This is a genomic window from Bacillus sp. RC242 (assembly GCF_044908245.1).
Lineage (GTDB): Bacteria > Bacillota > Bacilli > Bacillales > Bacillaceae_G > Bacillus_A > Bacillus_A mycoides.
The window spans coordinates 24231-48047 of record NZ_JBIYCZ010000012.1; the positions used below are offsets into that span (position 1 = coordinate 24231).

Sequence of the window (23817 nt, forward strand, 5' to 3'; positions counted from 1 at the left end):
ATGGCTAATAATTTAACAAATAAAATATACGTTGAAAGAGCCCAGTAGCAGTTTGTCACTGTTATCAAAGAGAGCTAGGGATTGCTGGAACCTAGCACAAACAAACTTGTGAATTACACTCTGGAGTATCTTAGGTAACGCTAAGCGGACTAGCAATCGATATTATTGCTAAGAGTGGTATGAATAGCTATGCTATTTATGCAAACTGGGTGGTAACACGGTGAATAATCGTCCCTATGTCTATCGTAGACATAGGGGCTTTTTTGTTTTCAAAAAAATAAAGGGGATGACAAAAGATGAATATTATTGATGAATTAGAATGGCGCGGTGCTGTGAATCAACAGACAGATGAAGAAGGTTTACGTAAGTTAGTAGAAGAGAAAAAGATTTCACTATACTGCGGAGTGGATCCGACTGGTGATAGTATGCATATTGGACATTTAATTCCGTTCATGATGATGAAAAGATTTCAATTAGCTGGCCATCATCCGGTTATTTTAATCGGAGGGGCAACAGGAACAATTGGTGATCCGAGTGGTCGTCAATCCGAGCGTCAACTACAAACGTTAGAAGTGGTGCAGCATAATGTAGATGCGTTAACAGCACAAATGAAAAATCTATTTGACTTTGGCGGGAATAGCGAAGTGAAGATGGTAAACAACTATGACTGGACACATAAAATAAACATTATCGAGTTTTTACGTGATTACGGAAAAAACTTTAGCATAAATAGCATGTTAGCGAAAGATATTGTCGCAAGTCGTTTAGATACAGGGATTTCTTTCACAGAATTCACGTACCAAATCTTGCAAGCGATGGATTTTCATCATTTATACACGAAAGAAGATGTTCAATTGCAAATTGGTGGTAGTGATCAATGGGGAAATATTACGAGTGGTTTAGATTTAATTCGTAAGTTAGAAGGTCATGAAGCGAAAGTATTCGGATTAACGATTCCATTATTATTAAAATCAGATGGTACGAAGTTTGGTAAATCAGCAGGTGGTGCGGTTTGGCTTGATCCTGAAAAGACAACGCCGTTTGAATTTTACCAGTTTTGGGTGAATACAAATGATCATGATGTAATTAAATACTTGAAATACTTTACGTTCTTAACGAAAGAGCGAATTGATGAATTAACTGTGAAAGTAGAAACAGAGCCTCATAAACGTGAAGCGCAAAAAGTATTAGCAGAAGAAATGACGAAATTCGTTCATGGAGAAGAAGCATTTTTACAGGCAGTGAAAATTACAGCAGCGTTATTTAGCGGAGATATTAAGTCGTTAACAGCTGATGAAATTGAACAAGGCTTTAAAGAGATGCCGACATTCCAATCTTCAAAAGAGACGAAAAATATCGTAGAGTGGCTAGTTGATTTAGGAATTGAACCTTCTAGACGTCAAGCGCGTGAAGATATTAATAATGGGGCTATATCTATGAATGGTGAAAAAGTAACGGATGTCAGTAGGGATGTTACTGTAGAAAATTCATTTGATGGACGATTCATCATTATTCGTAAAGGGAAGAAGAACTACAGCTTAGTGGAATTAGGAGAATAGTTCTTGTGAAAGAGTGGAAGTAGGGAAGATATCTACTTCCGCTCTTTTCATATACACAATTTCGACACAAAAAAGTCAGTATATTTCGATAATTAAAGAGGTTATATTATTCTTTTGCCGAATAAATAAGTTAGAGAAAATTACGGATAAAGTGAAACTTTAATCAGTGGGGGGTTTGTTCATCCCCACTGATTATCAGCCCGCAAATAGCGGGATAAAAATAGCCCGAACCATGCAGGGCATGATTCGGGCTTATATTCAGATTAGTATGCTAAGCTGAATAGACCTTTAATGTGTGATAAGTAACGAACGTTACTTGCTTCTTTCATTAATGATGCTGGTAGGCCTTTAAGTGGAGTATTGCTTGCTCCGATTGTAGCAACAGCATCTTTACGTCCTAGACTAGCAAGTGTTCCAGAGTTGATAGGTGCGAACTCTTCGAATGCTTTGCCTTCTAGTGCTGCGTATAAGTTGTATCCAATTAACTCACCCATTTGCCAAGCGATTTGTGCAGTTGGTGGGTATGGACGACCGTCTGGAGAGAAGACAACAGCGCTGTCTCCAGCAACGAATACGTCTTTGTGAGAAGTAGATTGTAGATGTGCATCAACAGTTGCACGACCGCGGTTTACTTCAAGACCTGATTCACCAATTAATGGGTTACCTTGTACGCCGCCTGTCCAAACGAATGTGTTAGCAACGATTTTTTGACCGTCTTTTAAGTCGATTTCATTACCAGCAACGTTTGTTACAGGAAGACCTGTTAAGAATGTAACACCGCGTGCTTCTAAGCTAGCAGTTGCACGTTCGATTAAGTGGTCTGGTAATACTGGAAGGATTTTTGGACCTGCTTCAACAAGAAGAAGTTTAACTTCTTTTGGATTTACGCCGTGGCTTTTTGCAAGTTTAGGCATAATGTCAGCAAGCTCACCAACTAGCTCAACGCCAGTTAATCCGCCACCACCGATTACGATTGTAGCATCAGCTTCGTTTTTCGTTTTAGCGTATTCACGAATACGGTCTTCAACGTGTTTGTAGATTTTGTTTGCATCAGCAGCAGATTTTAATACCATGCTGTTTTCTTCTAGTCCTGGAATACCGAAGTAAGCAGTTTTACTTCCTAAAGCAACTACAAGTGCATCGTAAGATAGCGTAGTGCCACCAGCTAGTTTGATTTCTTTGCTATCAACTGAGAATGACTCAACTGTTGCAATTTTAAGATCGATGTCTTTACCTTTGAAAAGCTTTGTAAGTGGCATTGCAATTGCTTGCTCAGCAACGTTACCAGCTGCAAGGCGGTGTAGTTCAGTGATGATTTGGTGCGTTGGGTATTGGTTAATCACTGTAACTTGTGCTTCTGATTTGCTGTAGTATTTACGTACGTTTAAAGCGGCAAGAAGACCGCCATAACCAGCGCCTAAGATGACAATTTGTTTTGACATAGTATGTTATCCCCCGTCTTTACTAATTGTTGTTATAAGTTAAATTATTTATTATTACGTTCTGCACTAATTTGAAGGTATGCGTTCACAAAACGGAACATTTTTTGTGCTTGTGGGTCTTTTAGTAATTTTAATAGACCGAACAGGCCGATAACTTCGTTGCTTTCATCAGCACGATCTTTCGCTTCGATAGCAGTTGCAGCCATGCTTTTCACTGTATCTTTTACAGGTTCTACAAGCTCTGTGATTGCACTAACAGTGTCGCTTTTTAATACTTCATCAGTAGCAACAGTTTGAGCGAAGTCATAAGACTTAGTTAAAATGTTAACAAGCTCAGTTAATTTTGGAAGCTGTTCCACTAGTGTTGTTAATGATTCTTGTACCTCAGGTTTTAACAACTGATCAAGTACATCAAGTTGTCCTTGGCTAGCAGAAATTTGTACAGTTTCTTGTTCTGGCTTTGTTTGAGTCATAGTTTCTGGCATCTCCAATTCTCCTTTACGATAGCAATACTCTTAGTTTTGATAGATAAGATAGTAAACACTTGCGAAACTTTATACAAAGTTTCACAAAGCACAATAAAATGCCTTTAAATTTATGACAGCAAGTAAGCTGAAATCATAAATCCAAAACCATAATGTCCTACCTATTATTTATGAACTGTCCGATACATGGCTTGTCCGCATAATGGAAAGTTCCCTTATCGGAAAGTGTATATAATATATATCCTATATTATATACTATATACACGTATGTTAACATAAAAATGATTCCTAATTATTTGATATTGATTCTGTAACCTAGTACTGACAAGGCATGAAAGCGCATAAATTATTTTATCTATCTTAAAAATGTACATATATATAAAGAAAAAAAGGAGGAAATGGACAAATTTATGTTCATTTTTTCCTTTTTTTATTGTTCACCTTCTGTAATTAGCATTGATGTGTTACCGCTTTTTTCAAGGTGGCATTCGCCCCAAGTACAAAGAGAATCAAGAATGGATTCTAAAGACCAACCGTAGTCTGTAAGAGAATATTCTACTTTCGGTGGTACTTGATTGTATACCTTTCTTTGAATAACTCCGTCTTCTTCTAATTCGCGTAATTGCTGTGTTAACATCTTTTGTGTAATACCAGGCATGAGACGTTTTAATTCACTTGTTCTCTTTGTACCTTTCGTTAAGTGGCAAAGAATAACGACTTTCCATTTTCCGCCGATAACCTCTAAAGTCGCTTCAACGGGAATATTATATTTCTTCATATAAAAATCTCCTTTGATGAATGTAGATTTCAGTTCTCCAACAAAAGAAGCTAAATAATTTAAATGTTACTAAAAAGTACCTATAGCACTTTAAAGTACGTACTTTTTATCATGTTGAATATGTTCCATAATAGCATACGTAAGAGGGAAATGAGTAGTACGGTACTAAAAAGTGCCTATGTTACTTTTTGGTACCTATCGTACTTTAAAGTGCGTTCTTCAAAAAAAGAGTGAAGCCATTCATAATAGCATATATCAGCAGTAACATTATTTTTGTAGAAGATAAAAAGGCCTTTTTATCACACTATTATGATTGGATTTCTCGCATTAAGGAGGAGTTCAATTGAATTCATATACAGTATCTTCTTCAGCGGTACAGACGAATCGAAGAAGTATGTTTGCTTTATTAGCGCTAGCAATTAGTGCATTTGGAATTGGTACAACCGAGTTTATTAGTGTCGGTTTATTACCATCTATTTCGGAAGATTTACATGTTTCTGTTACAACAGCGGGCTTAACCGTTTCTTTATACGCATTAGGAGTAGCATTCGGTGCTCCTGTTTTAACCTCGCTAACTGCTAGTATGTCGCGAAAAACATTATTAATGTGGATTATGATTGTCTTTATTATCGGTAATGGGATTGCAGCGGTAGCAACGAGTTTTACTGTGTTACTTATCGCGAGGGTTGTCTCTGCATTTGCACATGGCGTTTTTATGTCGATCGGATCCACAATTGCGGCTGCACTTGTACCAGAGAATAAACGTGCTAGTGCAATAGCATTTATGTTTACTGGTTTAACCGTTGCGACGATTACAGGTGTACCAATTGGAACGTTTATTGGTCAACAATTTGGCTGGAGAGCATCTTTTATGGTGATTGTGGTCATTGGAATTGTTGCCTTAGTCGCAAACAGCATGTTAATTCCGTCTAACTTAAAAAAGGGTACACGAGTATCATTTCGTGATCAATTCAAACTTATCACGAACGGAAGACTCTTACTTGTTTTCGTCATTACTGCATTAGGATACGGAGGAACATTCGTAACATTTACGTATTTATCTCCGCTATTACAAGAAGTAACAGGATTTAAATCGAGTACCGTTACAATCATTTTGTTAGTGTACGGGATTGCAATTGCGATTGGGAATATGGTCGGCGGAAAATTATCGAATCATAATCCAATTCGAGCACTATTTTACATGTTCTTTATTCAAGCAATTGTATTATTCGTACTAACATTTACAGCGCCGTTTCAAGTAGCAGGGCTTATCACAATTATTTTTATGGGGCTATTCGCGTTTATGAATGTTCCAGGGCTACAAGTGTATGTCGTTATATTGGCTGAGCGTTTCGTGCCGAGTGCCGTTGATATCGCATCAGCAATGAATATTGCAGCATTTAACGCAGGAATTGCTCTTGGGGCTTATTTGGGCGGTATTGTAACGAACTCGTTAGGATTAATTCATACAGCTTGGGTAGGCGGCATTATGGTAGTAGGCGCTGTTATTTTAACAGCTTGGAGTATGAACTTAGAAAAAAGAGATCAAGCAAAATAAAGGAGAGAAAAATATAATGAAAAATTTACAAAGTAAAACAACATTGCATAACGGTGTGGAAATGCCTTGGTTCGGTTTAGGTGTATTTAAAGTAGAAGATGGACCGGAACTTGTAGAGGCTGTGAAAGTAGCCATTAAAGAAGGATACCGTAGCATTGATACAGCTGCGATTTATGGAAATGAAAAAGCAGTTGGAGAAGGCATTCGCGCTGGTATAAAAGAAGCAGGAATTTCTCGAGAAGATTTATTCATTACTTCAAAAGTGTGGAACGCAGATCAAGGATATGAAACGACACTTGCTGCATACGAAGAGAGCTTAAAAAAATTAGAACTAGATTATTTAGATTTATATCTTGTCCATTGGCCTGTTGAAGGGAAATATAAAGATTCGTGGAGAGCGTTAGAAACACTTTATAAAGAAGAACGCGTGCGTGCAATTGGCGTAAGTAACTTCCAAATCCATCATCTGAAAGACGTACTGGAAGGTGCGGAAATTAAGCCGATGATTAACCAAGTAGAGTATCACCCGCGTTTAACACAGAAAGAACTACAAGCTTTCTGTAAAGAACAAGGAATCCAAATGGAAGCATGGTCACCACTTATGCAAGGGCAATTATTAGATAATGAAACTTTACAAGAAGTTGCTGATAAGTACGGTAAAACAACAGCGCAAATCATTTTACGTTGGGATCTTCAAAATGAAGTTGTAACGATTCCGAAATCAACGAAAGAACAGCGTATTATTGCGAATGCTAATATATTCGACTTTGAATTAACAAAAGAAGATATGGAAAAGATTGATGCTTTAAATCAGAACCACCGCGTTGGTCCAGATCCTGATAACTTTGATTTCTAAACTTATAGTGGAAGAAAGAGTGCAAATAGTTTGCACTCTTTTTTGTTTTACTTATGCATAAAAAACGTTTCTAACTAAATAATAAAAGTAGTAAATTTGTTATTTTATAAGGGGTTGTAGACATGAATATAAAACGATCGTTCAAGATAATGGCCGCTTTTTTGAGTGTTTTATTTGTATTTGCGAACTTATTATTCCCGCTTCAAAAAGCATTCGCAGAAGTTATGGATCATACGAAGTATGAAATGGATTGGAGTTATAGTAGGTCAAAGAAGAAACCAATTCGAACAGAGCTTATTAAAACGGCAGATGGAAAAATTGCATTTTGCTTAAATGTAGATTTGAAATCTCCGAGCGGTCAAGACTTACCTGAAATGGGTAAAGTAGATATTAACGTATACCGTGTACTATTAAACGGGTATCCGCAGAAGAGTCCACAAGAATTAGGCGTTTCCGATTGGAGAGAGGCACATTACGCAACGCAGCTCGCGGTGTGGAATGCGTTAAAACAAATTGATATTAACGATTTAGATTTCCGTAATAAAAATGTAGAAAAAGTAACGAAAGATATCGTTGCGAAAGCAAACGCTAGTGAAGAACTACAAGAAATTACGATGAGTGTAGTACCATCAGAAGAACAAGAGGCAGTATTAAAAAATGAGTTTTTTGAAACAGGTTTATACACAGTGCAAACAAATGCAAAAAGTGGAACGTATAAAGTGCAAGCAACTGGCGCACCAGAAGGCGCGAAGTTCGTAAATGAAAAAGGTGAAGCGAAAACCGAATTTAATGTGGGAGAGAAATTCCGCATTTTAATTCCGAAACAAACGCCATCGGGTGGATTTAGCTTTAAAGTATCAGGGAATTTAACGAAACTACAAGGAATTGCACATAAAGGAACACCGACAATTCAAAATGCAGTTGTATTATTAGAGCGTAGTGAAGAGAAAACAAGTCCAGAGTTGGCGGTAAGTTGGAAAAAAGCAAATGGTCATGATAATAAACCAAATAAACCCTATACACCAAATGAACCACATAAACCGAATCAAATTAAAAGATAGTGGAAAAAGCATTGGCGTTTGCCAGTGCTTTTTTCTTATCTGAGTAGAAGTTAAATTATATGTTAAAAATAATAAACGGGTATAGATAACATGAAAACAATATTGGGACAGTTTAAACTATATTTTAGAATAATATAAAATATGTTGAAATCCGAACGTTACGATTAATGGATTGTATTCGCAAAATTGTAACATTATTCTGATTGAAAAGGCTATCAAACAAAATAGAAAGCGTGTAAAATTCAGTTGGAAAAACTACCTATAGATGGTCATATATAAAGAAAATGTAAGTTTCTATTGTTTTTCACATTTTTAGATGTATAGATGACAAGACTGAAGTACATCTTTTACTATTCTCTTTTTATGTAGGAAGAGAACTCATCACAAGTAGAAAGAAGTGAGGAGGATACAATACATAAAAATTTTATAATGTAGGAAATTGAATACATTGAGAGGAATGCGGTAGTAATGGATACAGGTGCGCGAGGTGTTAGTCTATTCATTAAATGGTTTTATAAAAATAATAGGATTTTAAATTAAATGAATGTATAGGGTAGTTTGTCTAAAAAAAGGAATAGGGGACACAGATTATGTCAAAGAAGAAAAAGAGTAGGGTATTAGTAGCTGGAGTTTTTTTAGCTACGTTATTAACTCCGTATGGTCTTGAAGTGCCTAAGGTATATGCAGAGATGACGATTGAAGATAAGGAGAAACAGCAAGAAGAACGAGTGTATCAATTGCTGCCAAAAGGTGATGTAGAAGAGATACGTGAGTTGCATCAGCGTCGAATGAGTTTTTCTCCCTATGAACCAACTGGTATTTATGTAAAGCCAGGTGAAGAAGTAGTTATTCAAGTAGATGGGAATCAAAAGATTAAAGCTTATATTGGCACATATTCTTATGAAAAAGAAGAACCTAAACAATTCAATTTAAATCCTGGTGAAAATAAAATTTCTTCTCCGAATGGAGGGCTATTATACTTTTATAATTATCACAACACAGGAGAAGTAGTTGCTAAAGTAAAAAAAGGTGGTATACCAAATCCTTTATTTATTTTAGGTAAACATACGACAGAAGATTGGAAACGTATGTTGAAGGAATCACCGAATTCATATGCAATCGAGATGAAAGGGGAAAATAGTTTACTAACTATGCATCCTGAGACTGTGGCGGAACATTTGAAGCAAGAAGATCCAGCTGCGTTATTAAAGAAACATGATGAAATAATTAATATAGAACATAAGATATCTGGTTTATCAAAAGATGGTGTGGGTGTTGCGAATCAAGGCAAACATTCCATTCATTATGTTGAAGACTGGTATACGGACAATTATATGTATGCGACTTATTATCGAACAGCTTATAGTAAAGGGAATTTAGAGTCAGTACTAAATCTAGAAGAGTTAACTGCGGATGGATGGGGACCTTGGCATGAAGTGGGGCATCAACATCAACAGGACACTTGGTTATGGGAGGGGCTTGGAGAAGTAACCGTTAACATTTATTCTTTAGCAGTTCAAACTGCATTTGGACATAAAACAAGGTTAGAGCAAGAAAATCGTTATGAAGCCGCATTTGCTTATCTAGGTAAACCGAATGCGCAAAAGAAGATGAATGAATTCGAAAAATTAGTTATGTTTTGGCAGTTGCATTTAGCTTATGGAGACCAGTTCTATCCGAAATTACATCAAATGTATCGTGTGTTACATGATACAGAAATGCCTAAATCTGATGAAGAGAAAAAGCAGATGTTTATTTACATGACGTCAAAAGTAGCTGGGCAAAATTTAATTCCTTTCTTTGATAAATGGGGAATAATTCCAAATGATGATACTAGAGAGAAGATTGAAAAATTAAATTTACCAAAATTAGAAAAGGAAGTTTGGTTATCTACAGATAGCAATCCAATTCGTGAAAAACAAACTGAGTTATATGAAATTCCATATGGCGAGCCAAATAATGAAAAAATACAAAATGTAGTAATTGGTACTACATATGATGAGAAAAAAGCAAAAGAACTTGTACAGAATTTAGGAGAAGGTGTAAAAACAACAGGTGTGATTATGCAAGATAAGCCTGAAGTTGGAGAAAAAACTGTAAAAGTAGAAATTATAGATGAAAAAGGGAATAAAAATTTAATTCCTGTTGTAGTAAATGTTGGTTATGGTGATAGCTTAGTATTCAAAGGGCTCAATTATAGTACTGATATTAAATCGATTGTAACACTGCAACACGATCAGAAAAAGTTTAGTGCGACAGCTGATTCTAATCAAGTGCATTATTATTTTAAAGAAGATGCGTATTTTGAATTCACATTACTAGATCCAAATGGAAATGAGAAAAAGAAAGCAACTGTAAAAGGTGTTGAAAATGCGGAAGAATTCGCAAAATCGATTAATGGGTTAGAGTTCGAGTATGGTGACGTTGTAAAAGTGTATCACGCAGAATCAGATCGCTTTAATTGGTATCAAAATAATAACTTTATCGGCCAAGGTAGGGCGAAGGTAGAGGAAGAATTATTATTTAAAGTAACAGAAAAGGGCTTTGAGAGAATGGAAGCTCAACAAGAAGTAACAGTAGTACCGCAAAAAGTAGTAATCGGAACAGATGCTGAAAGATTAGAAGCAAAAGATTTTGTTCAAGTGAAAGAAGGAGAAGTAATCGGATTTGTAGAAAAACCGAATACAACAAAAATCGGTGAACAAAAAGTAAAAGTAGAAACGAAAGATCGTTTTGGAAATAAGAAAGTGACAGAAGTGCCATTGGAAGTAATGTATGGCGATAGTTTAGTCTTCCAAGGTGATGGTAATAAAACGCGTTCTGTCGTAACTGCGGATCATAATACGAAAAAGCTACAGGCAACATTTACGGATTCTAAAGTTCATTATCGTTTTGAGAATGAAAAATATATGGGAATCACGCTATATGATCAAAATGGAAATGAAAAGAAAGTTATTTCGGTAGAAGGGCAAGAGACTTCTGAAAGTTTTGCAGAACAGTTGAATGGTGTAGACTTCGCATATGGTGATGTTATTAAGGTATATCATGCAGAATCAAATCGATTAAAGTGGTATCAAAAGAATGAGTTTGTAGGTAAAGGGAACGTGGAACAAGAATTATTCTTTAAAGTAACAGAAAAAGGTTTTGAAAGAATAGAAGCTCTACAAGAAGTAAAGGCAGTACAGCAAAAAGTAGTAATCGGAACAGATGCTGAAAAGTTAGAAGTGAAAAACTTTGTTGAAGTAAAAGACGGAGAAGTAATTGGATTTGTAGAGAAACCAGACACAATGAAACTCGGTGAGCAAAAAGTAAAAGTAGAGACGAAAGATCGTTTTGGGAATAAGACAATAACAGAAGTACCGATTGAAGTGACGTATGGAGATAGCCTGGTGTATCAAGGTGTGTCCAATGTTACACGTTCTATTGTTACGTTAAATCATGACGAAAAGAAATTACATGCAACATTTACGAATGATGTGATTCATTATCGTTTTGTGAACGAACAGTATTTAGGTTTTGCGATTTATGATCAAAATGGAAATGAGAAAAAGCATATATCAGCAGACGGTCAAGAAACCTCAAAGAATTTTGCAGAACAAGTAAATGGTACTCCATTTGAGTATGGGGATGTTGTAAAAGTGTATCATGCAGAACCAAGTCGTCTGAAATGGTATAAAAAGAATGAGTTAGCAGAACAAGTAGCTTCAGCAGAAGTTGTATTTAAAATCACTCAAAGTGGATTAGAACTAGTAAAGGGAACATTGTAATAAAAAATGCGCGTAGATATTGGATCTACGCGCATTTTTTTCTATTACTCAGCTTCAGAAACAACTGTGAAGCGTTCGTTTACATGTTTTGGATTTTCGATTTCATCAAGTGCTGCAACTGCGAAGTCTTCGTAACTTACGTAGCTATCACCTTTTGAGTTAACAAGAAGGTTGTCTTTTCCGGCTGTATAAGAGCCTGTGCGTTTTCCTAATGCAAATAGTGCAGAAGGGCTAATGAATGTCCAAGTAATATCATTTGTTTGATTTAGGATTTCTAAGTTTTTACCTTGGTTTTGAGCTGTTGCAAGATATTCATTTGGGAAACCTGGCGTATCAAATACACGCGTTGTTTTCTCTTCGTCTACAAATAAGCTTCCAGCGCCGCCAACTACAAGTAATTTTGTGTTAGGTGCACCTTTCATAGCTTCAATTAGTACGTTTCCTGCATCTACGTGAAGATGTTCTTCTCCTGCTGGAGCGCCGAATGCATTTACAACTACATCAAATGCTTGTAGGTCATTAGATGTAAGAGCGAATACATCTTTCTCTAAAACTTTTATATTTTCTTCTGTAATTTTTGCAGCGTTTCTTACGATTGCAGTTACTTCATGTCCGCGATCTAATGCTTCTTTTAAAATACGACTTCCTGCTTTACCAGTTGCTCCGATGATTCCGATTTTCATAATAAATCCCTCCAAAGTGTTTTGTTAAAGTGTATATCTGAAAGTAAATGAATTTGTTGTAATAAGGTTTGTTACAACCTGATGTAATCATTATAGTTACAGGTTGGTGTTTTTGTCAATGGGGTAGTTTGTAGATTTACTTTTTGTTTTAGTATGCACAGTTAGAGGGAGGAGAGTCATAAAGATATTGTTACTTCGTGTCTGGCTAATATTTGGAAATTGCAAATTGTCGAAAAATGTTGATTTTTAAATGTTTTTTAAATATAATTCGTTTTATGGAGAAAAGGAGGGGTTAATTGTATGAATATTTTAGAGCAATTTGTTTCATCAACGAATACAATTCTTTGGTCATATATTCTTATTGCAATGTTAATTGGTTTAGGTCTTTATTTTTCTATTAAATTGAAATTCGTACAAATTACTCATTTAGGGGAAATGGTTCGATTAATGAGTGATGGATTAACTGGAAAGACACGTAAAAAGGGAAGTGTATCGTCATTCCAAGCATTTTGTATGAGTTCAGCAGCTCGTATTGGTATCGGGAACTTAGCGGGTGTAGCGCTAGCTATTTCTATGGGAGGACCTGGAGCTGTATTTTGGATGTGGGTTATTGCGATTATTGGGGCGTCTTCAAGTTTCGTAGAAAGTACGCTTGCGCAAATTTATAAAATAAAAGATGGCAGTGGCTTCCGTGGTGGTCCTGCTTATTATATGGAAAAAGGTTTGAATAAACGTTGGATGGGAATTTGGTTCTCTATCCTTATTACAATTAGTTACGGTTTAATTTTCAACTCAGTACAAGCAAATACAGTGACATTAGCATTTAAAAATGCATTTGGTATTGAGCGTTATGTTGTAGGGATTGTACTTGCGGTATTGGTTGCGGTTATTATTTTTGGTGGTGTGAAAAGTATTGCGCGTATGTCAGAAATGATTGTTCCGCCGATGGCAATTATTTATATTGCAGTAGCTGTGTTCGTTGTTATTAAAAATTATTATTTAATACCGGATATGTTTACAGAAATCTTTAAAGGTGCATTCGGTTTAGATTCAGCTGTAGGTGGCGGTATTGGTGCTGCAATGAAGTTTGGTATTCAGCGCGGATTATTTGCGAATGAAGCCGGTATGGGTAGTGCGCCAAACGCGGCTGCAACAGCTGATGTAACGCATCCAGCTAAACAAGGATTTATTCAAACAATTGGAGTATTAGTGGATACATTCTTAGTATGTACATCAACAGCGTTTATCGTACTATGTTCTGGTGCATATAAGGCAACAAATTTAGAAGGTATTGAATTAACGCAAGTCGCGCTAAGTTCACAAATCGGTTCGTGGGCAAGTAGCTTCTTAGCGATTATCATTTTCTTATTTGCTTTCAGCTCATTACTAGGAAACTATTATTATGGTGAAACGAATATTGAATTCATTAAACGAAGTAAAACTTGGTTAACGATTTATCGTATTGCGGTTGTAGGAATGGTACTATTCGGCTCTGTTGCGACGCTTCAAGTTGTATGGAATATGGCAGACTTATTTATGGGTCTAATGGTAATTACAAACTTAATTGCGATTACACTTCTTGGGCGATTTGCATATGCAGCATTAGCGGACTATGTGAAACAAAAGAAACAAGGAAAAGATCCAGTCTTCAGTGCAGATTCTATCCCTGGTTTAACGAACACAGAGTGTTGGGATAAGCCGGCGGTAACTGATAAAGAAAAAGCAGTATAATAAAAAGGCGAGCATCGAGATGAATTCGATGCTCGCCTTTTTGTTGTAATGAATGATATTAAGGCTAAAAGATGATTGATATAATGTCTATAAAAAAAATACAAATGTTATAATTGTTAACGTGGCTATGTCATGAAACCTTACATCGTTTGTCGAAAATTCTTGATTACTAAAAGTTTTTAGAATATAATTTTCTTATTGTTAGGAAGAGGGGGCAATACAAATATGGATTTTTTAACTAATGTAATTGGGGATATAAATAATGTCCTTTGGTCATATATCATTATTGCGATGTTAATTGGATTGGGACTTTACTTTTCGTTTCGTGTGAAATTTGTCCAAATTCGTTACTTCGGAGAAATGATTCGCCTACTTGGGGACGGGGCGAGTTCAAAGACAAGAAAAGCACAAAAAGAAAAAAGTGGTGTATCATCGTTCCAAGCATTTTGTATGAGTACAGCTTCTCGTGTAGGTACTGGTAACTTAGCTGGTGTAGCGATTGCAATTTCAGCAGGTGGTCCAGGAGCTGTGTTTTGGATGTGGTTAATCGCGGTAATTGGGGGTGCTTCTGCATTTGTAGAGAGCACATTAGCGCAAATTTATAAAGTAAAAGATGGGAATGCATTCCGTGGTGGCCCAGCGTATTATATGGAAAAAGGCTTGAAGAAACGCTGGCTAGGGGTTGTCTTCTCTGTTCTAATAACAGTTAGTTTCGGATTAATTTTCAACGCCGTGCAGTCAAACACAGTAGCAGCAGCTTTTGATGGAGCATTTAAAATGGATAGTAGACTTGTAGGTCTGTTTATGGCTGGTTTACTTGCAATCATTATTTTTGGCGGGGTTAAGCGAATTGCACGTGCGGTTGAAATGATTGTTCCGGTTATGGCGATTATATATGTAGCTGTTGCGTTGTTTGTTGTCGTGACAAACATTACAGAAATCCCGCATGTATTTAAAGAGATTTTCCTACATGCTTTCGGAATTAAAGAAGTAGTGGGCGGGGGATTAGGAGCTGCGATTTTACTAGGGGTAAAACGTGGATTATTTTCAAATGAAGCAGGTATGGGTAGTGCGCCGAACGCAGCTGCGACTGCAAACGTAACACATCCAGTTAAACAAGGTTTCATTCAAACTTTAGGGGTATTTACAGATACATTATTAATTTGTAGTTGTACAGCATTTATCATTCTTTTATCAGATGTACCGGGTGCAGCTGATCTAAATGGAATTCAATTAACGCAGCAGGCGTTAAGTCAGCATATCGGGCCATGGGCATCTATATTTGTAGCAGTTGCAATTTTCTTGTTTGCATTTAGTTCATTAGTAGGTAACTATTACTATGGTGAAACAAATATTGAGTTTTTAAATGGAAGTAAAGTTTTATTAAATGTTTATCGAATTGCGGTACTTGGTATGGTTATGTTAGGTTCTGTAGCAACAATTCAAATTGTTTGGGACTTAGCAGATTTATTCATGGGTATCATGGCTATTATTAACTTAGTGGCGATTGTATTCCTTTCTAAGTATGCTTTCGCGGCATTATCAGATTACGTAAAGCAAAAGAAACAAGGAAAAGATCCAGTCTTTTATGCGGAGTCTATTCCGGGTTTAAACAATACAGAGTGCTGGGACAAGCCAGCAGTAGCAGATAAAGAAAAAGCTGTATAATAAAAAAGGAACGAGCATCAGAGAAATTTGATGCTCGTTTTTTTATGGTGATAAACTAAAGGAAGAGGGAAAATACGAACATTAATGAGTGTTTTATAATAAAATGTATTTTTTTAAGAAAAGTGCGGATGTGAGTTATAATTTGTGTTAGAATGGAAAATGGCTTTGAGACAAGAGATTTTATGGCTTTTCATATCCGATTGAAGGTTTTGGAGGAGAAATGGAAAGTTCGGATTATTCCTTGTTTTGAGTAGTCAGACGTTCAACGTTAATGAAGAGTTAAATGGAGGATTTTATTAATGAAGTTTGTTATGTTTCTTGTAGGACTACTAGTTGTATTCGTACTCGGCTTTCTTATAAGTTCTGATCGTAAGAAGATTAAGTATAAACCAATCGCAATTATGCTTGTTATTCAGCTAGCGTTAACGTATTTCTTATTAAATACGCCAATTGGTTATATTTTAGTAAAAGGAATTTCTGATGGATTTGGAGCGCTTCTTGGATATGCGGAAGCTGGAATCGTTTTCGTATTTGGAGGCCTTGTTAATAAAGGAGAAGTTTCATTCTTCTTAACGGCATTATTGCCAATCGTATTCTTTGCAGTGTTAATCGGAATTCTGCAACACTTTAAAATTTTACCGATATTTATTCGTGCTATTGGTACTATGCTAAGTAAAGTAAATGGTTTAGGAAAATTAGAATCATATAATGCAGTAGCAGCCGCAATTGTTGGGCAGGCAGAAGTATTCATTACAGTAAAAGATCAATTAAGTAAAATCCCAAAACATCGTTTATATACACTATGTGCATCTTCAATGTCGACAGTATCGATGTCAATCGTTGGTTCTTATATGAAAATGATTGAGCCAAAATATGTAGTAACAGCACTTGTATTAAATTTATTTAGTGGTTTCATTATTATTCATCTTATTAACCCGTATGATATTACGGAAGAAGAAGATACATTGCAGTTAGAAAATAAGAAAAAGCAGTCATTCTTTGAAATGTTAAGCGAATATATTATGCTTGGTTTCACGATTGCGATTACAGTAGCAGCGATGTTACTTGGTTTCGTAGCATTAATTACAGCAATCAATAGCTTGTTTGATTCAGTGTTCGGTATTACATTCCAAGCTATTTTAGGATATATCTTCTCACCATTAGCATTCGTAATGGGTATCCCGCAATCAGAGATGGTAACAGCGGGACAAATTATGGCAACGAAATTAGTATCGAACGAATTTGTTGCGATGCTTGATCTTGGGAAAGTAGCTGGTGAGTTATCAGCTCGTACAGTCGGTATTCTTTCTGTATTCCTTGTATCATTTGCGAACTTCTCATCTATCGGAATTATCGCAGGTGCAACGAAAGGAATCGATGAAAACCAATCAAACGTTGTTTCATCATTCGGATTACGACTTGTATACGGTGCGACATTAGTAAGTCTTTTATCGGCGATTATCGTTGGTGTTATGTTATAAAGTGAAACTTTAATCAGTGGGGGGCTTTATCCCCCGCTGATTATTAGCCTTCACCAATCGGGCTTTTACGGGCAGTTAATCACCCACCTAACTTCTTTGTTTTCGCTGAATTTTGAGGTGGGGGTCTTACTGCCCGTTAAAGCGGGGTAAAAAAGATGGTCCTAGCTCATAGCTAGGGCTATTTTTTTATGGTAAATTTACATGAAAAAACCAATTAATTAGGAATATATTAACATATAAAAATATTTTAAAATTTATATTGCATTTCAATTAGTTAACGCTTACAATTTGATTTGTAGGTGGTATCAATTTCAGACTTTCAAGTATGGTAGGAGAGAAGAGGCTACCTTTTATAAATTGCAATTTATGTAAACGCTTACTGATTTTAGATAACAGTTGAATAATATTTAGGGGTTTTAAATTTTTTTAACATCAATGGTCAGACGTCATTCGTTATACGTTATACGACCAATAACTCGTGAGAGAAGTGGAGGATTCACATATGAAAATAGTAATGTTTCTAGTCGGTTTACTTGTAGTGTTTGTACTAGGTTTCCTTATAAGTTCAGATCGTAAGAAAATTAAATATAAACCAATTGCACTTATGCTTGTCATTCAATTGGTACTTGCGTATTTCTTACTAAATACAAAGATCGGATTTGTGTTAGTAAAAGGGATTGCAGATGGATTTGGCGCTATTTTAAAATTTGCGGAAGCAGGGGTTAATTTCGTATTTGGTGGTCTAGCAAATGATGGACAAGCACCATTCTTCTTAACAGTATTATTACCAATTATTTTCTTAGCAGTATTAATCGGGATCTTACAACATATTAAAGTTTTACCGATTATCATTCGTGCAGTCGGTTTCGTATTAAGTAAAATTAACGGTTTAGGAAAACTAGAATCATATAATGCGGTAGCAGCTGCAATTGTTGGTCAAGGTGAAGTATTTATTACAGTAAAAGATCAACTAAGCAAATTACCGAAAAATCGTTTATACACACTTTGTGCATCATCAATGTCAACAGTATCAATGTCAATCGTTGGTTCTTATATGAAAATGATTGATCCGAAATATGTAGTAACAGCACTTGTACTAAACTTATTTAGTGGATTCATTATCGTTCATATCATTAATCCATATGACGTAAACGAAGAAGACGATATTTTAGAATTACAAGAAGATAAGAAACAAACATTCTTTGAAATGTTAGGCGAATATATTATGCTTGGTTTCTCTATCGCTGTAACAGTAGCGGCAATGTTAATCGGTTTCGTAGCATTAATTACAGCAATTAACGGTGTATTCGATTCAATTTTTGGAATCACATTCCAAAGCATTTTAGGATACGTTTTCTCACCGTTAGCATTTGTAATGGGTATTCCAACATCAGAGATGCTAACAGCAGGACAAATTATGGCAACGAAATTAGTAACGAACGAATTCGTTGCAATGCTTGACCTTGGAAAAGTAGCTGGTGATTTATCAGCTCGTACAGTAGGTATTTTATCTATCTTCCTTGTATCATTTGCGAACTTCTCATCAATCGGAATTATCGCAGGTGCAACGAAGAGTATCGATGGCAAACAAGCAAACGTTGTATCTTCATTCGGATTAAAACTTGTATACGGTGCAACGTTAGTAAGTATATTATCAGCAATTATCGTTGGGGTTATGCTTTAATAAATAACAAAGAAGTCGTTTATCTCTCGCCTAGAGGATGAACGGCTTTTTTGTTTTGGTATGATAAATAATATAGAGAGGGGGAATTAGGGTGAAAGAAGCGGGTAGTTTAAGGGAGTTTGATGAGATTATAGAGAACATTGATCAATTAACTGGAGAAGATGCTAGAGTGTTTTTGAAATTTATACATGGGTATTTAAGCATAGTAGAAGAAGGCGATGGGACTTTTACTCATAGTGATTTTATTGAAAAGGTTTTATAAGAAAGATGTGGGTAAGGTTATTAAGCTGAGAGAAGAAATAAAAAAATCACCTTAATCCATTCATTAAGGTGATTGAAATATTATTCAGCTGGAGGCGTAAATGTACGTTTCTCTAATTCAGCATCTAGCATAAATAGTGCGTTTGAATCGCTTGTAATACGTTTTAATTTTTGGATGATGCTATCAAATGAAGCTTCTTCTTCTACTTGCTCATCAACGAACCATTTTAAGAAGGTAATTGTTGCGTGTTCACGCTCATCCCAAGCGATATCAGATAAGTGATAAATGCGCTTCGTTACTTCACGCTCATGCTCAAGTGCTACTTCAAAAGCGTTCAATACAGACTCATATTCGTTATTAGGATGATCAAATCCAGTAATAATAGCGCGCTCGCCGCGGTCATTAATATAGTTGTAAAGCTTCATTGCGTGGAAACGTTCTTCTTCAGCTTGTACAAGGAAAAAGTTAGCGAATCCATCATAGCTCTCAGCTGTACAGTAAGCAGCCATTGCCATATAAGCGTGGGCAGAGTAAAATTCAAAGTTCATTTGTTCATTTAATGCGTCGTGCAATTTTTTAGATAACATAAAATCCCCCTTATTATTGTGACAATAATATTATATCATAATTGATAACATTCTCATTTAGATGTTTCAAACCTTTTCGAAAGCTTTGTGACGTGTGCTTCCATAATGTCCTGCAAATCTAAATCATATTTTTGCGAAAGAATAATAAGATTAGATAGTACATCACCAAGTTCTTCTTTTAGTTCTTGTTTTAGCTCTTCTTCTGTTTTCGCATCTTCATCAGGACGATCGCGGCCGATTTCAATAGCGCGAACAACTCGTGAAACTTCCCCAACTTCTTCAGTTAAGAAATTTAAGCGAATAAAGGCATTATACTGTGACCAGCTTCGTTTTTCGTAAAATTCCTCAACCCATCTTTGAAATGCAACGATATCCATTTCTTCCTCATCCCTTCAATATGTTGTACAATGTCAATTGTATCATAACAATATATAGTTTCGGGGTGTAGGAATGAGAAAGATTTGTGTGTTTGCAGGTTCCAATTTAGGGGAGAGACCAGAATTTAAAGAGCAGGCAATCCAGTTAGGCAAAATGTTTGTTGAGAACGACTATGAGCTCGTATACGGTGGTTCATGCGTTGGATTAATGGGAGAAGTAGCAAACGAAGTTCTTCGTTTAGGTGGACGTGTAACAGGTGTTATGCCGCGCGGTCTATTTCGAGGAGAAATCGTACATACAGGATTAACAGAATTAATTGAAGTAGAAACAATGCATGAGCGCAAGGCGAAAATGGCAGAGCTTGCGGATGCTTTCATTGCATTACCAGGCGGATATGGAACGTTTGAAGAGCTATTTGAAGTTGTATGTTGGTCACAAATTGGTATACATAATAAGCCGGTTGGTTTATTGAACATAAAAGACTTTTACGGACCAATTTTGCAAATGGTTGAACGGGCAGCAGAAGAAGGCTTTATGAATCCATCGAATAAAGAGTTAATCGTTTCCGCTGAGACGGCAGATAAACTAATTCATGAAATCCAAAATTACGAGCGTCCTGTCTTGGGGACGAAGTGGAAGCAATTATCATAGTACATTTTTATAGCGATTTATAGAAACACATGTCTTTTTATCGTAAAAAGGCATGTGTTTTTAGCGTAGTTAAATATATTAATGTTAAAATATTAAGTTTTCAAAAAGGAGAAATAGATGGAGGAGTTTGTGTATTTACGTCCTGTTTTTAAAAGTATTTTAGCAGCGTCTATTCTTGTTATGCTAATTGTTTTAAGACAGAAGAAAGAGCTGATTAATGAGTTTTCGCTTTGGTTTATTTCGGTTATATGTATTGGTGTTTCTGCGATAACACTTGTTATGCTAGGATTTATTGCTGATGAATATAGTTTAGGTGGCGATGTGCAGTCTTCTAATATGTTTATTGGGATTGTTTTGATCAGTGGTCTGAATTTCGTTATTTACTATAGACGGAAATAAAAAGGAAGGCATTCCATATTACTTTGGAATGCCTTTATCATTTTGATTACTTTGTTTTTTATACAGGTGCCAGCCACCCCAGCCGCCACCAATTGCTACAACAACGAGGAAAGCATAGTCTTTAACCTCGACACGTATATTGAAAATATTAGCTATAAGTAAGAGAATCCCAACTGTTATTAACGCAAAAAATGCTCTAATTAAGTAGTCTTTCAACTGAACCACTCCCGTCATTTAAGTCGTAAATGATGAACTTGGAAAAGCTTTTTTGGATCTAATTACTAAAGGGTGTTTCCTATATTTTAACATAAAAGAGATTGTAATATATTGATAAAAGTAGAGGCGGGGAGTGTTATTATTGTCGTGATTTGTCGGTAAGTCGATATTCTTTGTTGAAACGTCGATATATTGCGAGTTACGATCGATATAATGAAAAAAGCGACTCTGAACGAGCCGCTTCCGCTTTAAGTGGTATCCAGCTCCGGTGGCTAGCTCTTCGTGTCTAAGAACCTTCCACATAAGAAGGCAAAAAGCGCCTTCTATGTGAAAGAACCTTAGCCAGTCAGAGCTGAACGAGCCACCTCCGCTTTAAAATCTATTATTGATTCAAGAACGCGCGTAGCATCCAAGCGTGTTTTTCTAGTTCTGTGTAGATGCCTAGTAGTAGGTCAGATGTCATTTCGTCGTCAGAGTCTTGAGCGATTTCCATGCCTTTTTTCAGTTCGACTAGCATCATTTCGTAGTCTTTCATGATTGCTTCGACCATTCCTTCTGCAGTTTCTCCGTAAGCTGCTTCTTGAATAGAAGATAGTTCTAAGTATTCTTTCATTGTTGCTACTGGTTTGCCGCCAATTGCTAAAATACGTTCTGCAATTTCATCGATGTGAGTAGCTGATTCTGTGTAAAGCTCTTCAAATTTTTCATGTAGTGTGAAGAATTGAGGTCCTTTTACGTACCAATGGAAGTTGTGTAGTTTTGTAAATAAAACGCTCCAGTTTGCTACTTGTTTGTTTAATGCTTCGATTACTTGTTTGTTCATTATGATCAATCTCCTTTTGAGTTATTATGTTATACAAATTACTAATTTATAATTATTATAATCTAGTAATTTGTATAAATCAACCCTTTCGCTGGAATTAATTTGAACAAATTATGAACTGTTGTAAATAAAACTCCCTATTACTGTGAAGTAATAGGGAGTTTTATTTGATATATAGCTTCTGCTTTTAATTATTATACTGCTTGCTTATTTTCTTCTACATCCTGTCCATCCCAACACTCTGTATTCTTTAAGCCAGGGATAGAACTTGCAATGAAAACAGGATCTTTTCCTTGTTTCTTTTGCTTTATATAGTCTACTAATGCCGCATAGGCGAACTTGCTAAGGAATGAGATGGCAATTAAGTTTGTAAATACCATTAGTCCCATAAAGAAATCAGCTAAACTCCAAACCGTTTGAAGGGCAGCGATAGATCCGAAGAACACCATTCCGACAACTGCAACACGATAAATCAGTAACCATGTTTTGCTTTCTTTAATGAATGCGATATTTGTTTCACCATAATAGTAGTTTCCTAGTAAAGAACTGAAAGCGAATAGGAAAATAATAATCGCTAAGAAAGTGCTTGCCCACGGTCCAATTTGTGAACTTAATGCTTGTTGTGTTAATTCAATACCTTCTAAATTCGATCCTTTGTAAAGTCCAGAGCATAATACGATAAACGCTGTTGATGTACATACTAAGAATGTATCTACGAAAACACCTAATGCTTGAACAAGTCCTTGTTTTACAGGGTGAGATACATCTGATGTTGCTGCTGCATTAGGAGAGCTACCCATACCTGCTTCTGTCGCGAATAAACCGCGCTGAATTCCGAATTTGATTGCTGCTCCAATACCACCAGCGATAGCTTGGTCTAAACCAAATGCGCTGTTAAATATTTCTGTAAAAATGCTTGGTAACATAGTGAAGTTGTTAATTACGACAAAAACAGCTACGCCGATATAAATGATTGCCATTGGAGGAACAATCATTTCTGTAATACGTGAAATGCTCTTGATACCACCAAAAATAATAACTGCAACTAATAAAGCTAATAGAGCTCCTACGATCGTTCGCTCTAGTCCAAAAGCATTTTCAAATGCTATTGTTACCGTGTTTGCTTGTACAGAATTGAAAATTAATCCGTACGCAACTGTAATAAGAAGTGAAAACCAAACACCCATCCAGCGTTTGTTTAACCCTTTTTCCATGTAATACGCTGGTCCACCACGGAATCTGCTTCCATCTTTTACTTTATAAATTTGCGCGAGCGTACATTCTACAAAACTAGTAGCTGCTCCAAGGATAGCGATAAACCACATCCAAAATATTGCCCCAGGTCCACCCATTGAAATGGCTAATGCTACACCAGCTAAGTTCCCGATACCAATACGTGCTGCTGCACTTAAGCAAAATGCTTGGAATGGAGAGATGCTATCTTTCTTTTTTTCTTTTCGATTAAATCCTTTACTAATTAAACTGACCATCTCACGGAAATGAGTAATTTGGACAAATTTTAATTTGAAAGAGAAATAAAGACCGAAGCCGATTAACATTGCAATAAGAATATATGACCATAAAATATTATTCGTTACCTCAAGGAATCTGCTAAAGATATCAACCATATAATACACTTCCTTTTTTTCGTAATAAGAAAATTATATGCAAAAAATATACCAGAATCAATTTTTCTAAAAAATCATGTTACTTAAATGTGTTTTGTGTTATGATTATGTTACATCGTA

Annotated in this window: 20 protein-coding genes, 1 pseudogene and 1 other annotated feature; of the genes and pseudogenes, 12 read left to right on the forward strand and 9 right to left on the reverse strand. The window is 36.0% G+C overall.

Annotated elements, in window-relative coordinates:
- Nucleotides 1–22 precede the first annotated feature (22 nt).
- Nucleotides 23–239 (forward strand) — a binding site (T-box leader).
- Nucleotides 240–296: 57 nt separating this feature from the next.
- Nucleotides 297–1559 (forward strand): tyrosine--tRNA ligase, encoded by a 1263-nt coding sequence (gene tyrS, locus ABH957_RS20510; RefSeq protein ID WP_404512131.1) that lies wholly within the window; start codon nucleotides 297–299, stop codon nucleotides 1557–1559.
- Between the two features lie 263 nt (nucleotides 1560–1822).
- On the opposite strand, the gene ABH957_RS20515 is transcribed toward tyrS, so the two are convergent.
- From ABH957_RS20515 to ABH957_RS20525, 3 genes are all read right to left on the reverse strand, one after another.
- Nucleotides 1823–3001, reverse strand: a complete 1179-nt coding sequence (locus ABH957_RS20515; RefSeq protein ID WP_002016002.1) for an NAD(P)/FAD-dependent oxidoreductase — start codon at nucleotides 2999–3001, stop codon at nucleotides 1823–1825.
- A 44-nt stretch (nucleotides 3002–3045) separates the two neighbouring features.
- Entirely contained in the window at nucleotides 3046–3486 is a 441-nt protein-coding gene (locus tag ABH957_RS20520) for a DUF1641 domain-containing protein (protein ID WP_002016003.1), read from the reverse strand.
- 430 nt (nucleotides 3487–3916) lie between these two features.
- Nucleotides 3917–4264: a winged helix-turn-helix transcriptional regulator gene (locus ABH957_RS20525; protein WP_000760478.1), complete on the reverse strand. Its 348-nt coding sequence runs from the start codon at nucleotides 4262–4264 to the stop codon at nucleotides 3917–3919.
- Between the two features lie 394 nt (nucleotides 4265–4658).
- Between ABH957_RS20525 and ABH957_RS20530 the strand changes: the two genes are divergently transcribed.
- From ABH957_RS20530 to ABH957_RS20545, 4 genes are all read left to right on the forward strand, one after another.
- Complete coding sequence (locus ABH957_RS20530) at nucleotides 4659–5822, forward strand: MFS transporter (RefSeq protein ID WP_328068539.1); 1164 nt, start codon at nucleotides 4659–4661, stop codon at nucleotides 5820–5822.
- 16 nt (nucleotides 5823–5838) lie between these two features.
- Nucleotides 5839–6678: an aldo/keto reductase gene (locus ABH957_RS20535; RefSeq protein ID WP_002068247.1), complete on the forward strand. Its 840-nt coding sequence runs from the start codon at nucleotides 5839–5841 to the stop codon at nucleotides 6676–6678.
- 122 nt (nucleotides 6679–6800) lie between these two features.
- On the forward strand, nucleotides 6801–7739 hold the full coding sequence (locus tag ABH957_RS20540; RefSeq protein WP_404454534.1) for a thioester domain-containing protein: 939 nt from the start codon (nucleotides 6801–6803) through the stop codon (nucleotides 7737–7739).
- A 590-nt stretch (nucleotides 7740–8329) separates the two neighbouring features.
- Nucleotides 8330–11506, forward strand: coding sequence for a putative mucin/carbohydrate-binding domain-containing protein (locus tag ABH957_RS20545; RefSeq protein WP_404491664.1), 3177 nt, complete (start codon nucleotides 8330–8332; stop codon nucleotides 11504–11506).
- A 44-nt stretch (nucleotides 11507–11550) separates the two neighbouring features.
- Here ABH957_RS20545 and ABH957_RS20550 read toward each other — a convergent pair whose 3' ends face one another.
- Entirely contained in the window at nucleotides 11551–12189 is a 639-nt protein-coding gene (locus ABH957_RS20550) for an NAD(P)-dependent oxidoreductase (RefSeq protein WP_240380753.1), read from the reverse strand.
- 300 nt (nucleotides 12190–12489) lie between these two features.
- On the opposite strand from ABH957_RS20550, the gene ABH957_RS20555 reads away from it, so the two are divergent.
- The 5 genes and pseudogenes from ABH957_RS20555 (at nucleotide 12490) to ABH957_RS20575 (ending at nucleotide 19070) form a co-directional block, all read left to right on the forward strand.
- Nucleotides 12490–13920 (forward strand): alanine/glycine:cation symporter family protein, encoded by a 1431-nt coding sequence (locus tag ABH957_RS20555; protein ID WP_002191129.1) that lies wholly within the window; start codon nucleotides 12490–12492, stop codon nucleotides 13918–13920.
- A gap of 225 nt (nucleotides 13921–14145) precedes the next feature.
- Nucleotides 14146–15588, forward strand: coding sequence for an alanine/glycine:cation symporter family protein (locus tag ABH957_RS20560; protein WP_404491667.1), 1443 nt, complete (start codon nucleotides 14146–14148; stop codon nucleotides 15586–15588).
- 299 nt (nucleotides 15589–15887) lie between these two features.
- Nucleotides 15888–17069: a NupC/NupG family nucleoside CNT transporter gene (locus tag ABH957_RS20565; RefSeq protein WP_002139216.1), complete on the forward strand. Its 1182-nt coding sequence runs from the start codon at nucleotides 15888–15890 to the stop codon at nucleotides 17067–17069.
- A 502-nt stretch (nucleotides 17070–17571) separates the two neighbouring features.
- A complete protein-coding gene (locus tag ABH957_RS20570) occupies nucleotides 17572–18753 on the forward strand; it encodes a NupC/NupG family nucleoside CNT transporter (protein WP_404454525.1) in 1182 nt (393 codons plus the stop codon).
- Nucleotides 18754–18844: 91 nt separating this feature from the next.
- Nucleotides 18845–19070: pseudogene (locus ABH957_RS20575) on the forward strand (hypothetical protein).
- A 25-nt stretch (nucleotides 19071–19095) separates the two neighbouring features.
- Here the strand turns inward: ABH957_RS20575 and ABH957_RS20580 are convergent.
- Together ABH957_RS20580 and ABH957_RS20585 are read right to left on the reverse strand one after the other, a co-directional pair.
- On the reverse strand, nucleotides 19096–19602 hold the full coding sequence (locus ABH957_RS20580) for a ferritin (RefSeq protein ID WP_002015996.1): 507 nt from the start codon (nucleotides 19600–19602) through the stop codon (nucleotides 19096–19098).
- 53 nt (nucleotides 19603–19655) lie between these two features.
- Nucleotides 19656–19979: a MazG nucleotide pyrophosphohydrolase domain-containing protein gene (locus tag ABH957_RS20585; protein WP_001990794.1), complete on the reverse strand. Its 324-nt coding sequence runs from the start codon at nucleotides 19977–19979 to the stop codon at nucleotides 19656–19658.
- Nucleotides 19980–20052: 73 nt separating this feature from the next.
- On the opposite strand from ABH957_RS20585, the gene ABH957_RS20590 reads away from it, so the two are divergent.
- Together ABH957_RS20590 and ABH957_RS20595 are read left to right on the forward strand one after the other, a co-directional pair.
- Nucleotides 20053–20631 carry an LOG family protein gene (locus ABH957_RS20590; protein WP_001225748.1) on the forward strand — a complete coding sequence of 193 codons (579 nt, stop codon included), beginning with the start codon at nucleotides 20053–20055 and terminating at the stop codon, nucleotides 20629–20631.
- Nucleotides 20632–20748: 117 nt separating this feature from the next.
- On the forward strand, nucleotides 20749–21030 hold the full coding sequence (locus ABH957_RS20595; RefSeq protein ID WP_002015993.1) for a hypothetical protein: 282 nt from the start codon (nucleotides 20749–20751) through the stop codon (nucleotides 21028–21030).
- An 18-nt stretch (nucleotides 21031–21048) separates the two neighbouring features.
- Here the strand turns inward: ABH957_RS20595 and ABH957_RS20600 are convergent, their stop codons facing one another.
- From ABH957_RS20600 to ABH957_RS20610, 3 genes are all read right to left on the reverse strand, one after another.
- A complete protein-coding gene (locus ABH957_RS20600; RefSeq protein ID WP_002143682.1) occupies nucleotides 21049–21246 on the reverse strand; it encodes a hypothetical protein in 198 nt (65 codons plus the stop codon).
- 382 nt (nucleotides 21247–21628) lie between these two features.
- Nucleotides 21629–22069, reverse strand: coding sequence for a Dps family protein (locus tag ABH957_RS20605; protein ID WP_002144991.1), 441 nt, complete (start codon nucleotides 22067–22069; stop codon nucleotides 21629–21631).
- Nucleotides 22070–22263: 194 nt separating this feature from the next.
- Entirely contained in the window at nucleotides 22264–23697 is a 1434-nt protein-coding gene (locus ABH957_RS20610; protein WP_404491670.1) for an alanine/glycine:cation symporter family protein, read from the reverse strand.
- Between the last annotated feature and the right edge of the window lie 120 nt (nucleotides 23698–23817).

Excerpts from the sequence above, each read along its gene's own strand:
- ABH957_RS20545 (WP_404491664.1), top strand. The coding sequence starts at position 8,330 with ATGTCAAAGAAGAAAAAGAGTAGGGTATTAGTAGCTGGAGTTTTTTTA.
- ABH957_RS20585 (WP_001990794.1), bottom strand. The coding sequence starts at position 19,979 with ATGGATATCGTTGCATTTCAAAGATGGGTTGAGGAATTTTACGAAAAA.
- ABH957_RS20565 (WP_002139216.1), top strand. The coding sequence starts at position 15,888 with ATGAAGTTTGTTATGTTTCTTGTAGGACTACTAGTTGTATTCGTACTC.
- ABH957_RS20520 (WP_002016003.1), bottom strand. The coding sequence starts at position 3,486 with ATGCCAGAAACTATGACTCAAACAAAGCCAGAACAAGAAACTGTACAA.
- ABH957_RS20610 (WP_404491670.1), bottom strand. The coding sequence starts at position 23,697 with ATGGTTGATATCTTTAGCAGATTCCTTGAGGTAACGAATAATATTTTA.
- ABH957_RS20605 (WP_002144991.1), bottom strand. The coding sequence starts at position 22,069 with ATGAACAAACAAGTAATCGAAGCATTAAACAAACAAGTAGCAAACTGG.
- ABH957_RS20560 (WP_404491667.1), top strand. The coding sequence starts at position 14,146 with ATGGATTTTTTAACTAATGTAATTGGGGATATAAATAATGTCCTTTGG.
- ABH957_RS20595 (WP_002015993.1), top strand. The coding sequence starts at position 20,749 with ATGGAGGAGTTTGTGTATTTACGTCCTGTTTTTAAAAGTATTTTAGCA.
- ABH957_RS20535 (WP_002068247.1), top strand. The coding sequence starts at position 5,839 with ATGAAAAATTTACAAAGTAAAACAACATTGCATAACGGTGTGGAAATG.
- tyrS (WP_404512131.1), top strand. The coding sequence starts at position 297 with ATGAATATTATTGATGAATTAGAATGGCGCGGTGCTGTGAATCAACAG.
- ABH957_RS20555 (WP_002191129.1), top strand. The coding sequence starts at position 12,490 with ATGAATATTTTAGAGCAATTTGTTTCATCAACGAATACAATTCTTTGG.
- ABH957_RS20515 (WP_002016002.1), bottom strand. The coding sequence starts at position 3,001 with ATGTCAAAACAAATTGTCATCTTAGGCGCTGGTTATGGCGGTCTTCTT.
- ABH957_RS20570 (WP_404454525.1), top strand. The coding sequence starts at position 17,572 with ATGAAAATAGTAATGTTTCTAGTCGGTTTACTTGTAGTGTTTGTACTA.
- ABH957_RS20550 (WP_240380753.1), bottom strand. The coding sequence starts at position 12,189 with ATGAAAATCGGAATCATCGGAGCAACTGGTAAAGCAGGAAGTCGTATT.
- ABH957_RS20580 (WP_002015996.1), bottom strand. The coding sequence starts at position 19,602 with ATGTTATCTAAAAAATTGCACGACGCATTAAATGAACAAATGAACTTT.
- ABH957_RS20525 (WP_000760478.1), bottom strand. The coding sequence starts at position 4,264 with ATGAAGAAATATAATATTCCCGTTGAAGCGACTTTAGAGGTTATCGGC.
- ABH957_RS20590 (WP_001225748.1), top strand. The coding sequence starts at position 20,053 with ATGAGAAAGATTTGTGTGTTTGCAGGTTCCAATTTAGGGGAGAGACCA.
- ABH957_RS20530 (WP_328068539.1), top strand. The coding sequence starts at position 4,659 with ATGTTTGCTTTATTAGCGCTAGCAATTAGTGCATTTGGAATTGGTACA.
- ABH957_RS20540 (WP_404454534.1), top strand. The coding sequence starts at position 6,801 with ATGAATATAAAACGATCGTTCAAGATAATGGCCGCTTTTTTGAGTGTT.